This window comes from Rahnella sp. RcJ3, assembly GCF_009498575.1.
Classification (GTDB): domain Bacteria; phylum Pseudomonadota; class Gammaproteobacteria; order Enterobacterales; family Enterobacteriaceae; genus Rahnella; species Rahnella aceris.
Genome location: NZ_QSNX01000014.1, coordinates 61979 through 73455 on the forward strand (window position 1 = coordinate 61979; position 11477 = coordinate 73455).

At 51.0% G+C, this 11477-nt stretch carries 11 protein-coding genes; 3 read left to right on the forward strand and 8 right to left on the reverse strand.

The genetic code is table 11. From position 1 onward, the window contains the following. Positions 1-38: 38 nt before the first annotated feature. Positions 39-587 carry a fimbrial protein gene (locus DXU84_RS18080; RefSeq protein WP_013573598.1) on the reverse strand — a complete coding sequence of 183 codons (549 nt, stop codon included), beginning with the start codon at positions 585-587 and terminating at the stop codon, positions 39-41. A 589-nt stretch (positions 588-1176) separates the two neighbouring features. Between DXU84_RS18080 and ompR the strand changes: the two genes are divergently transcribed. After that, positions 1177-1896, forward strand: a complete 720-nt coding sequence (gene ompR / locus DXU84_RS18085) for a two-component system response regulator OmpR (RefSeq protein ID WP_009635740.1) — start codon at positions 1177-1179, stop codon at positions 1894-1896. After that, positions 1893-3254 (forward strand): two-component system sensor histidine kinase EnvZ, encoded by a 1362-nt coding sequence (envZ, locus tag DXU84_RS18090; RefSeq protein ID WP_013573600.1) that lies wholly within the window; start codon positions 1893-1895, stop codon positions 3252-3254. The genes ompR and envZ overlap by 4 nt, the downstream gene beginning before the upstream one ends. 212 nt (positions 3255-3466) lie before the next feature. Here the strand turns inward: envZ and DXU84_RS18095 are convergent, their stop codons facing one another. The 7 genes from DXU84_RS18095 to DXU84_RS18125 all read right to left on the reverse strand — a co-directional run bounded on the left by DXU84_RS18095 (position 3467) and on the right by DXU84_RS18125 (position 10432). Continuing rightward, positions 3467-3946 (reverse strand): twitching motility protein PilT, encoded by a 480-nt coding sequence (locus tag DXU84_RS18095; RefSeq protein ID WP_013573601.1) that lies wholly within the window; start codon positions 3944-3946, stop codon positions 3467-3469. Next, positions 3943-4155: a plasmid stabilization protein gene (locus DXU84_RS18100; protein WP_013573602.1), complete on the reverse strand. Its 213-nt coding sequence runs from the start codon at positions 4153-4155 to the stop codon at positions 3943-3945. The genes DXU84_RS18095 and DXU84_RS18100 overlap by 4 nt, the downstream gene beginning before the upstream one ends. Before the next feature lie 103 nt (positions 4156-4258). After that, positions 4259-5881, reverse strand: coding sequence for a phosphoenolpyruvate carboxykinase (ATP) (gene pckA, locus DXU84_RS18105; RefSeq protein ID WP_121019993.1), 1623 nt, complete (start codon positions 5879-5881; stop codon positions 4259-4261). Positions 5882-6108: 227 nt separating this feature from the next. After that, the gene (gene hslO, locus DXU84_RS18110; protein ID WP_153376434.1) at positions 6109-6993 is read right to left on the reverse strand and encodes an Hsp33 family molecular chaperone HslO; all 885 of its coding nucleotides are present in this window, start codon (positions 6991-6993) and stop codon (positions 6109-6111) included. A gap of 58 nt (positions 6994-7051) precedes the next feature. After that, on the reverse strand, positions 7052-7456 hold the full coding sequence (hslR, locus tag DXU84_RS18115) for a ribosome-associated heat shock protein Hsp15 (protein WP_153376435.1): 405 nt from the start codon (positions 7454-7456) through the stop codon (positions 7052-7054). A 24-nt stretch (positions 7457-7480) separates the two neighbouring features. After that, positions 7481-8170, reverse strand: coding sequence for a GMP/IMP nucleotidase (yrfG, locus tag DXU84_RS18120; protein WP_131638455.1), 690 nt, complete (start codon positions 8168-8170; stop codon positions 7481-7483). Positions 8171-8284: 114 nt separating this feature from the next. Beyond that, positions 8285-10432 (reverse strand): intracellular growth attenuator family protein, encoded by a 2148-nt coding sequence (locus DXU84_RS18125; protein WP_153376438.1) that lies wholly within the window; start codon positions 10430-10432, stop codon positions 8285-8287. A gap of 442 nt (positions 10433-10874) precedes the next feature. Between DXU84_RS18125 and nudE the strand changes: the two genes are divergently transcribed. Beyond that, a complete protein-coding gene (gene nudE / locus DXU84_RS18130; protein WP_013573609.1) occupies positions 10875-11432 on the forward strand; it encodes an ADP compounds hydrolase NudE in 558 nt (185 codons plus the stop codon). Positions 11433-11477: the final 45 nt, after the last annotated feature.

Here is an 11477-nt window from a genome sequence, read left to right on the forward strand (position 1 = left end):
CTGTAGAATTAATTTTTACAGGGCAAGGCTCAAAGTACTTATCTGTAATCGAGAGTGACTTTCACGCGCGCGTCTGCTGCACCGGCAGTGATATCGCCAGGCAATTTAAACGACTCATAGTATGCGAGAAGGTTGACATTCATAACCTTTCCGGGGATTGGATAGATGATGTCAGGTAATCCGTTGATTTTCATTATCTCGTTGGTTTCTGCATCTTCGATTCTGATGCCGACACCATCCGCCATTTCATCACCGTAATCATTGCCAAGTGCAATCAAATCAGTGGTATCAGCAACGGTATCTGACTCCAGCCATATCCGGAAGTGAGGAGTAGGATTACTTTCAGTAACGACAGGACAGTTATCAAGTGGCAGGGTAAAAGGGATCTTCGGAGAGAGATCACCAATTTCCTGGAATTGAGCTGCTGAATAAGTCCCTAAAGGTATATTGAGCTCTTCACCCCCATTGATTTCACAGGCCTCTTCAACAATCGCACCCGTAAAATTAATAGCGCCATCGATCGCATAGCTATTTGCAGCCATAGCCAAAAATATCCCACCCGCTAAGAGCTTGAACTTGGTTTTCATTTTTTGCGTCCATTCAGAAATAAAAATTAGTGGTTAATCTAAAGATGACTTTATCGGATTAAATAAAGTGAATTCATCACCTTCAGACGCCGGATTCTATCAAGTGTTCTATACATTGAATAGTCGGTGGCATCCTGTCTAATTAAATGATAATGAGTTTTTAATCTGAAATATCACTGTCTATGATCTTTATGGTTTGGTTAATTCATTCAAATGATCAGTTGGTGGGTAAATGATCTATTTCTCAAATAAAATATTATCCTTATCACTTTATTATTAATCAAACGAATAAGTAAAATCACCAAACTTTTATCCCCACGGGCACATTGAGATGATCATTTTCCTGATACTTTCGGCAGAAATGCTCAGATAATGACCAGAAAAACGGATGAGCAGGTTTGCAGAGCGGGACACCCCGTAACAAACCAACCTTCGCTTGCAGAAGACTCCTCTGATATTGTTGATAAATTAGGAAATCCATAATCATTGTTACAATTTCGACTAGAATATATACCATTAAACGCTGTCTGTTTTGGCTGACTTTTCTAACAATACAAGCTTGAGGCATTCACGCCTTTGGGAGATTTAAATGCAAGAAAATCACAAGATTCTGGTGGTCGATGACGATATGCGCCTGCGTGCACTTTTGGAGCGTTATCTGACTGAACAGGGCTTCCAGGTGCGTAGCGTTGCCAATGCTGAACAAATGGACCGTTTGCTGACCCGTGAGTCATTCCACCTGATGGTTCTGGATCTGATGTTGCCTGGCGAAGATGGTTTATCTATCTGCCGTCGTCTGCGCAGTCAGAGCAACCCGATGCCGATCATTATGGTCACGGCGAAAGGGGAAGAAGTTGACCGTATCGTGGGCCTGGAAATCGGCGCCGACGACTACATTCCTAAGCCATTTAATCCGCGTGAACTGCTGGCGCGTATCCGCGCAGTCCTGCGGCGTCAGGCCAATGAACTGCCAGGCGCACCTTCTCAGGAAGAGGCGGTTATCTCATTTGGTAAGTTCAAACTGAACCTCGGCACCCGCGAAATGTTCCGTGAAGATGAGCCTATGCCACTGACCAGTGGTGAGTTTGCCGTGCTGAAAGCGCTGGTAAGCCATCCGCGTGAGCCACTGTCCCGTGACAAGCTGATGAATCTGGCGCGTGGCCGTGAATACAGTGCGATGGAACGCTCTATCGATGTGCAGATTTCCCGTCTGCGTCGTATGGTAGAAGAAGATCCGGCGCATCCGCGTTACATTCAGACTGTCTGGGGTCTGGGCTACGTATTTGTACCGGACGGCAGTAAGGCATGAAGCGAATACGCTTTTCACCGCGTAGCTCGTTTGCCCGAACACTGTTATTAATCGTCACCTTGCTGTTCGTCAGCCTGGTGACGACCTATCTGGTGGTGCTGAACTTCGCCATTCTGCCCAGCCTGCAACAGTTCAATAAGGTATTGGCATACGAAGTCCGTATGCTGATGACTGACCGGCTGCAGTTGGAAGATGGGACGTTGCTGGCGGTTCCACCGGCATTTCGTCGCGAAATCTACCGCGAACTGGGCATTTCTCTTTATACCAACTCTGCGGCCGAGGAGAGTGGCCTGCGCTGGGCGCAGCATTACGAATTCCTCAGTCAGCAGATGGCGCAGCAACTCGGTGGTCCTACTGACGTGCGCGTCGAGGTCAATAAAAATACCCCGGTGGTGTGGCTGAAAACCTGGTTGTCGCCTGACATCTGGGTGCGGGTTCCCCTTACTGAAATCCATCAGGGCGATTTCTCTCCGCTGTTCCGCTATACGTTGGCGATTATGTTGCTGGCGATTGGTGGCGCGTGGCTGTTTATCCGTATACAGAACCGCCCCCTGGTTGAGCTGGAGCATGCGGCGTTGCAGGTAGGGAAAGGTATTATTCCGCCGCCGCTGCGTGAATACGGTGCGTCTGAAGTGCGTTCGGTGACGCGGGCGTTTAATCAGATGGCTGCCGGTGTCAAACTGCTGGCCGATGACCGTACCCTTCTGATGGCGGGCGTCAGCCATGATCTGCGTACGCCGCTGACGCGCATTCGTCTGGCGACCGAAATGATGAGTGACGATGACAGTTATCTCGCCGAGTCGATCAATAAAGATATCGAAGAGTGCAACGCGATTATTGAGCAGTTCATCGATTATCTGCGCACCGGACAGGAGATGCCGACCGAGATCACCGATCTTAACGGTATTCTGGGCGAAGTGATTGCGACGGAAAGCGGTTATGAACGTGAGATCGACTCTGGTCTGGCGGACGGCGAATTGCTGGTCAATGCTCATCCGCTGTCTATCAAACGTGCCGTGGTGAATATGGTGGTGAATGCCGCCCGTTATGGCGACGGCTGGATTAAAGTCAGTAGTGGTCGCGAATTGCAGCGGGCCTGGTTCCAGGTCGAAGACGACGGCCCGGGCATTGAGCCTGACCAGCTTAAGCATCTGTTTCAGCCATTTGTGCGTGGCGAAAGTGCGCGAACTACCAGCGGAACCGGACTCGGGCTGGCGATTGTTCAGCGCATTATTGATGCCCACTCAGGCACGCTGGATATCGGGAAAAGTGACCGCGGGGGATTACGAATTCGGGCCTATCTGCCGTTACCGGTTGAGATGCTGAAAGCGGTGGCGGTACAGCAAAAACTGGTTTGATTAAGGGGAGCCTTAATGATCCCTTTTATTCAGACAGGTGAAAGTTTCGGTTTCTCAATTTCGGCGATCACTTATCGCGCTGCGGCAGCTGAAACATAGCCAGCGCGGAGCGCGCAATAGAGCCCGGGATTCCTTAAGGGGGGTGGCGATAAGCCACCTTTAAGGCCGGTGTGGGTGGCAACCCACGGTTTAACAGCAGCCCAGCCGCTGGCTTAATTCTTCCTGCTCATCACATAATACTCTGCCGCTTCTTCCCGCCATCGTGGTGTTTCCGCCGTATCCCATGGATTAACTAACACCACGCCCGTGTGTGCAAACACTTCTGCGTGATCTGTGGCAAGCCCCGCCTGATGGTTCAGGCAGATTGCCGCGAGCTGCATATCACGCTCCGCCATCTCAATATTGGCCGCCTTCGATAAGGCCATCACACGCGGGTAATACAGCGCGCTGGCCGCATCAAACGGCAACAGCCTGCCCGCGAAATCCTGGTTCATCATCTCCAGCAAAGCGTCCGAAAGCGCGGCTTTCGGCTGATTCTCCGGCAGACTATCCGCCCAGCTGAAAAGCGCCGCGACGCTCAGGCTGGTCAGATACAGTTGTGTGGCGTCCTGCGCGTCCAGCCATTGCAGCACGTTCTTTTGCGGGAAGGGGCTAATCATCTCAAGGATGACGGCAGTATTGAGGATGATCATTTCGGTGGCAGTTCCAGATGTTCCACGCTCAGGGAAGAAAAGCGCTGGCGCAGCTGACTGCCCAGACCAAAATCAGGCACAGTAGTGGTCAGCGCCTGTTTTAGTATCAAACGTGCTTCTTCTTCCATCGAATGGCCTTTTCTGGCCGCCGCAATGCGCAGTAATTCCTTCACATCATCATCCAGATTACGAACGGTAATCGTCGCCATATCAGGCTCCTCTGACAGCAATGCTGTCATTCTGAAATGCCGCTGGGCTGGTTGCAATAAAAAAGGCGCGGAAGCCCGCGCCTGATAAGAGTTTGCCAGCAGATTAGCGTTTCGGTCCGGCACTGACCAGTGCGGCGCCAGCCGGGGTATCGGTGTATTTGTCGAAGTTATCGATAAATAACTGTGCCAGATGTTCAGCTTTTTCCTGCCACTGTTCACGGCTGGCGTAAGTATTGCGCGGATCCAGAATATGCGTGTCGACGCCCGGCAGCTCAACCGGCACCGCCAGATTAAACAGCGGCAAGGTGAAGGTTTCCGCATCATCAATGGTGCCGTTGAGGATCGCGTCGATAATAGCGCGGGTATTTTTCAGCGAAATACGTTTGCCGGTACCATTCCAGCCAGTGTTCACCAGATAGGCCTGAGCGCCTGCAGCTTCCATGCGCTTCACCAATACTTCGGAGTATTGCGTCGGGTGCAGCATCAGGAACGCCGCACCAAAGCAGGCAGAAAAGGTTGGCGTGGGTTCAGTGACACCGCGCTCAGTTCCGGCCAGCTTCGCAGTGAAACCGGACAGGAAATGGTATTGCGTTTGCGCGGCTGTGAGACGGGAAACCGGCGGCAATACGCCAAACGCATCGGCTGTCAGGAAAATCACTTTACTGGCGTGACCGGCTTTCGATACCGGTTTCACGATATTTTGAATGTGATAAATCGGGTAGGAGACGCGGGTATTCTCAGTCTTGCTGCCGTCATTGAAGTCGATTTTGCCGTCTGCGCTGACCATCACGTTTTCCAGCAAGGCATCGCGTTTTATCGCACCGAAAATTTCCGGCTCGGCGTCTTTGCTCAGTTTGATGGTTTTGGCATAGCAGCCACCTTCAAAGTTAAAGACGCCGTCATCGTCCCAGCCGTGCTCATCATCGCCGATAAGCTGACGCTTCGGATCGGTGGATAAGGTGGTTTTGCCGGTACCGGAGAGACCAAAGAACACCGCCACATCGCCTTTTTCGCCGACGTTCGCTGAGCAATGCATTGAGGCGATACCCTGCAATGGCAGCAGATAGTTCATGACTGCGAACATGCCTTTCTTCATTTCGCCGCCGTACCACGAGCCGCCTATCAGCTGGATACGCTCGGTCAGATTGAAAGCGATGAAGTTTTCAGAATTCAGGCCCTGTTTCTGCCAGTCCGGATTGGTACATTTCGCGCCGTTCATCACGATGAAATCAGGCTCGAAATTTTCCAGTTCATTGACTTCGGGGCGAATGAACATGTTCTTGACGAAATGTGCCTGCCAGGCGACTTCCGTAATAAAGCGTACTTTCAGGCGCGAGTCTGCATTGGCACCGCAGAAGGCATCAACGATAAACAAACGTTTCCCGGATAGCTGGTTGCTGACAAGCGCCTTGAGTGATGTCCAGATTTCCTGCGACAGCGGTTTGTTATCATTTTTCCCTTTGCCCTGATCAGCCCACCAGAGCGTATCGCGTGTGGTGTCATCACGGACGATGTATTTATCTTTCGGCGAGCGGCCGGTGAAAATGCCAGTATCGACATTCACTGCACCGAGCTCTGTCACCTGCCCGCGCTCATAACCTTCCAGGCCCGGGGCCGTCTCTTCTGCAAAAAGAGTTTCGTAATCAGGGTTATAGACAATTTCGCTATTCTGGTGGATCCCATACTGGGAGAGTGTTTCGGCCGTGATCCCGATAGTGGTAGGCATTTCCCTGCTCCTTGCTGAATTTGAATCCCGTAAATAGGGATAAATCAGTTGCTATTGTAGGTATATATCGCTTTTGTGCCACGACAGCTCTCAAAGAATAACGGTAGATGTGAATGTTTTTCCAGAATTGTGATGGAAAACCCGAAAGGTGTGCAAATGAGGTTATGGAATAGCAATAAAAAAGGGACTTTTCAGTGAAAAGTCCCTCAGGCTGCGTGTGTTAACGATCAATGAACGTGGTCATCTCCGGAATGAACGTCGCCGCCAGCTTTCAGTGTCGCCATATCCATCGCGTCAAATTCATAGTCCGTGCCGCAATAATCGCAGTGCATCTCTATTTTTCCATCAGTTTCCAGCATGTCGAGCACATCTTCATCCGGCAGCGTCAGCAGCGCTGCTGCACAACGTTCGCGGGAACAGGTGCAACGGAAACAGACATTCTGCGGTTCATACAGGGTGACCTCTTCCTGATGATACAGACGATAAAGCACTTCGTTGGCAGGCAGGCTCAGCAGCTCTTCCGCTTTGATGGTGGTGGTCAGTTGTGCCAGATGGCTGAACTCTTCCGGATCAGTATCTTGCGCTGGCAGAACCTGCAACAACATGCCGCCTGCAGCAGGCTGGCCTTCAACTTCACCCGTGCGGATGAAGATGCGGGTTGGCAGCTGTTCTGACTGCATGAAGTAGTTTTCCAGACACTCTGCCAGGTTTTCGCCTTCCAGCCCCACGACGCCCTGATAGCGTTCGCCGACGGTCGGAGAAATCGTGATCACCATGTAGCCGTTGCCAATCATCTCTTTCAGCGAGCTGCCTTCGGTAATGTCACCCTGCAGACGTGCGACGCCGCGCAGTTCCTGCTTGTTGTTACCGTTGATCACGGCCAGTTTCAGCGGACCATCACCTTGCAACTGCACGGTAATATCGCCGTCAAATTTCAGGGTGGCAGTCAGCAGGCTGGTCGCCACCAACATTTCACCCAGCAGATTGCGCACTTCTGCCGGATAGTCGTGACCGGCAATAACCTGCTGGAAAGTCTCTTTGAGCGAGACCAGTTCACCGCGAACGGCGTGATGATTGAACAGGTAGCGATGCAGTTGGTCGTGATTAGACATAATTTTCTCTCTGTTTAGCGAACTCAAATCCTTCATCCCTCCTGGAAGGACTTTGGATTTATTCAGAATCGCCATATTTAAATTTGATCAGGTTGCGGCGTTCCTTTTTGTCCGGACGTCTGTCCGGATGCGGCATCGCGTTCATTTTGCGTGCTTCGGAGATTTTTTCCCGGCTGACAATGCTCGCCTCAGTTTCCTGATACAGTTTCTGTGCTTCTTCTGCACTACGGCGCTGAGTGGTCAGCCCCAGAACGATGATCGTTTTTGAGTCATTTCCCTGACGCAATGTAATTTCGGCATTCAGTTCCATCAGCTTGCTGGGTTTCCCCCGCTGACCGTTGTAATGCACTTTGCCGCCATCAATCATCTCGCGTGCCAGCGCGCGGGTCTTATAAAAACGAGCCGCCCACAACCATTTATCGAGGCGCACTGCATTATCGTCGTCTTCCGTTTTACCTTTCATATTCTTCCCCTGAGCGTACCGGTGTTACTTAGCCGGGCCTGTTACGGGGTGAATTGCAGGCAACAGGCTGCGGTAATCATTGATGGAAGGATGTTCTTCAAATGACTTATTTGCCATGGTTGAGTCCGGATTTTCTATACCCAGACAATAGCGGATGCCGAAGGTTTTTGCCGCATTCAGGATCGGTTCGCCGTCATCGACAAATAATGTCCTGTCGGGATTAAAGCCCGTTTGTTGCTGAACTGCAGACCACAGCCGCTGATCTTCCTTCGGATAACCAAATGTGTGGGTGGAAAGTAATAAATCAAGGTGCTGGTCTAATCCGGTATGTTCAATTTTAACGGAAAGACTGTGCGGATGCGCATTGGTGAGCAAAATTGTCTGTCGTCCGCTTTCACGCAGATGAGCCAGAAACGGCAGCGTGTCGTCGCGAAGACGCGCATTTTTGCCGATGTTCGTCGTCATCTGGTAGATATCCAGACTCAGCCTTTCACTCCAGTAGTCGAAGCAATACCAGTTCATGGTGTGCTGGACGGCGAGATATTCGTCATGAATTAACTGGCGCGCGTTTTCAAGCGGGATCGCACGCTGCTGGCTAAGGGCAAGAGGGACATCCTGCAACCAGAACTGGCTGTCAAAAGCCAGATCCAGCAATGTGCCGTCCATATCCAGTAAAACAGTATCGATGCATTGCCAGTCAAAATCGGGGGGCATGAAGACTCCAGGTTCTTGCGGCTGTGAGAAACCGCAGGGGCGAACAGATGAAAGCAGGGAAGGGCGTCAGGGTAGCATAATCTGACAGGGTGGCGCAGGGACACCCGGTGGTTTTCAGCCCAGTTTTTGCACGGGGATTGGCATTAATGTGGGATGAAAGCAGGAGTTATAATATTGCTGAATATCGTCGATTCTGCGCTTATCTTTGATGAAACGGCGGGTAAACAGCACGAGATTGACCGCCAGAACACCGATTAACAGTAACAGTAATAAGCTGGTGCCCAGATAGCGCCAGAGCGTTGAGATATCCGGCTCGCTGTGCAACGAAATGTGACGGGTTCCGTTAGCATCAATGCTGATACTGGTGATCACGCCCTGCGCACTGAACGGTGTATGTAGCAGGAGTGTCGATAATTGTTGCAGTTGCTTCCACTGCTCCTGAGGCGGGTTAGCAAACACGCTGACCGGAGGCGTGGGCATTTCAATCAACTGGCGTCCTTCATCGTTACTGATCAAGAATCCGCCCGGTGGCGGGCTGTTAAGGCTGTCAGCGGCGCGACGGGTTTCCTGAACAAAGAAAGAAGCCGTTGCGTTATTCACCAGTTCACTCAGCGATTGCGCGCTGACCGGACGCAGCAGAACGTTAATCCCCTGCAATGTGCCTGCTTTTGCCCGCTTCACCAGCGAATTCCAGTTGCTCGAATTGCCCAGATTCACCAGCGCATTTTTCAGACGAACACAATCGTTACTGTTTCCGCATAGCGTTTCGGTTTTCAGCACGATATCCGCGAAATCATCAAGCAGGATCATCCCGGATTTCTCGATGGCGGTGGCCAGTTGCGGGTTAATGTTTTGCTCGGGGGTTTGGTTCTGGCCGGGATGCAACTGGTTGTTCACCGTGGTTTGCAGCGCTGTAGCTGCATCAATAATTTCTGACTGCGGCACCGGCAGCGGCGTCGCGGTATTCCAGTAAATCGCGGAACAATCAAAAGGCATAAAACCGGATGCAGAACGGCTGGCCGCCGGTGGCACATAACACATGCCGGTACCCTGAACTTTCAGGGTGTCGCCGACGCGCAGGGCAGCCTTTTCCAGTTCCTGTACGCTGTTAACCTGCGAACTTTGTGCACCTTGCAGCCAGGCTACGCTGAGTTTGAGCGGCAGGCCAAGCGGCACATAAACCAGTAACGCCAGCAGCAAGAGGAAAGCGCTGGTGGCGAGCACCAGGTTTCTTCCCCACTGCTGGAGCGGGAATCTTTTCACTTCCTCGTGCAGTGTCAGATAGCTTCCCTGGCGGACAACGTGGCTGTTCATATAGACTTCCACGTCCGTTGGCTGTCCGAGATCACGACCAATATAGGGCTGCCAGTGAGGCGGATAAATCAGGTCTACCGCACCGAGCGAAATATTGCTGATATCACCTTGTTTGGATTCACCGAACAAACCCCAGCGTTTAGGTAAGCCGCGCAGGCAATGAATTTCCTTACGATTTTTACCTAAACGTTCAGACACAAACCGCCAGATAACCCAGGCGGCTAATCCTGCCGAAATCACCAGCAACCAGGGCAGAAATATCACCGGACTTTGCAGTGTGATGAAAAGCAGAAGCAGAATAGCGGAAACAGCCAGCGCTTCTTTTACACCATTCGAACGGGTCAGCGCATGCTCTTCACGTGTTTCGCGACGCACTTTGACCAGTTCAATATGCTCGCTTTCTTCATGACGGATAGACGCATTTTGCGGCTGAGAAGGTATCACCGCCGAAACCGGCGCCGGGCCTTCGTAAACGTGCTCGGTCAGCGTATGACCGTTGAGTGAAATCACCAGCGGCAGAGTCTGTGTTTTGATCAGCTCGACCTGGTTTTCCTGAGCAATGTATTGCTCCCAGAATGGCGGCAGGTGAATTTCAGTAGAATCGAGGAAGTAACGCCATTTGTTAGGATCTTCGCTCGCCACCCCATAACGGGTGATCGCGCGGGTCAGGCTATAAACATTTTCGCTTTTGGTGGTCAGCGTCAGTTTATCTCGCAGGATAATCAGATTATTGCGGTGGGTGATCGGTGTCTGGCCGAGGCCTTCATTTTGTCGCAGATAGCGTTCTACTGCGTCGCGTTCTTTCTGGGAGAGTTTGCGCTGACTGGGTGTGGAAAAACGCACGACTGACTCGCCGCGTTGGCGGCGACGCAATACGAGCCAAAAATAAGACGCTGTGGCAATAATTGCGATACACAACAACACCAGTGTCACGACTACTGTGCTCATCCGATCCCCGTTCAGACGTGGGTGACTTACGTCAACTCTGTGAAAGTATTATACATATAACGAAATGCACATTCTGCGCATGGGTGCTTTTTGATAGGAATTTTATTATTGTTAACCTGAATCGCGTGCACAAAAATACCACGCTAGAGGATACCTGCATTTGGGAATTAACGGGTATCGGTATAATCCTATTTTTAAGTGAGAGTGTTTTTGTTAAAGCAAAAATGTGACAGCCATGAGTCAACGTGTTTTTTTTGCGCGATTAACGGCGATTATTTAGTGACATTTTGAACGGGAAACAGGCAGGACAAAGACAGTTTTTCAGTAAAGATTGCGATGCTGACGCTCCTTAACGCACAATGACTACCGGTAGCGGCTTTTGAACAGACAAACGAACCCATTAGAACACCTCTGGTCAGGTGAATAATAAGTTGGGGATGAGATGACACAACACCTGCAAAAACCGAAAATTACGAAGGTGGAAACCGTAGCCCGTTCGCGATTATTCACCATCGAATCTGTTGATCTGACATTCAGCAATGGCGCTGAACGCGTGTATGAACGCATGCGTCCTTCCGATCGCGAAGCGGTGATGATTGTACCGATCATTGATGATGAGCTGTTGTTAATTCAGGAATATGCCGTTGGGATTGAAAGCTACGAGCTGGGTTTCCCCAAGGGCCTGATTGATCCGGGTGAAGGTGTGCTTGAGGCGGCGAACCGGGAACTGATGGAAGAAGTGGGCTACGGTGCACGGCACTTTGACGTGCTGGCAAAACTGACCATGGCACCTTCTTACTTCTCCAGTCGCATGAATATCGTCATTGCTAAAGATTTGTATATGAAAAGCCTGGAAGGTGATGAGCCGGAACCTTTGCCACAAACGCGCTGGCCGGTGTCACGCATGATGGAACTGCTGCAACATCCCGATTTTTGCGAAGCCCGCAACGTGAGTGCGTTATTTCTGGCGCATGAGTTTCTGATGCGCAATGCCCGCTGAGCCTGCGATAAAACATCATTAAAAAAGCCGGTCATGCATTACGCA

Bases quoted from the DNA above. Each gene is read 5' to 3' on its own strand.
- DXU84_RS18080 (WP_013573598.1), bottom strand. From the start codon at position 587: ATGAAAACCAAGTTCAAGCTCTTAGCGGGTGGGATATTTTTGGCTATG.
- ompR (WP_009635740.1), top strand. From the start codon at position 1,177: ATGCAAGAAAATCACAAGATTCTGGTGGTCGATGACGATATGCGCCTG.
- envZ (WP_013573600.1), top strand. From the start codon at position 1,893: ATGAAGCGAATACGCTTTTCACCGCGTAGCTCGTTTGCCCGAACACTG.
- DXU84_RS18095 (WP_013573601.1), bottom strand. From the start codon at position 3,946: ATGATCATCCTCAATACTGCCGTCATCCTTGAGATGATTAGCCCCTTC.
- DXU84_RS18100 (WP_013573602.1), bottom strand. From the start codon at position 4,155: ATGGCGACGATTACCGTTCGTAATCTGGATGATGATGTGAAGGAATTA.
- pckA (WP_121019993.1), bottom strand. From the start codon at position 5,881: ATGCCTACCACTATCGGGATCACGGCCGAAACACTCTCCCAGTATGGG.
- hslO (WP_153376434.1), bottom strand. From the start codon at position 6,993: ATGTCTAATCACGACCAACTGCATCGCTACCTGTTCAATCATCACGCC.
- hslR (WP_153376435.1), bottom strand. From the start codon at position 7,456: ATGAAAGGTAAAACGGAAGACGACGATAATGCAGTGCGCCTCGATAAA.
- yrfG (WP_131638455.1), bottom strand. From the start codon at position 8,170: ATGCCCCCCGATTTTGACTGGCAATGCATCGATACTGTTTTACTGGAT.
- DXU84_RS18125 (WP_153376438.1), bottom strand. From the start codon at position 10,432: ATGAGCACAGTAGTCGTGACACTGGTGTTGTTGTGTATCGCAATTATT.
- nudE (WP_013573609.1), top strand. From the start codon at position 10,875: ATGACACAACACCTGCAAAAACCGAAAATTACGAAGGTGGAAACCGTA.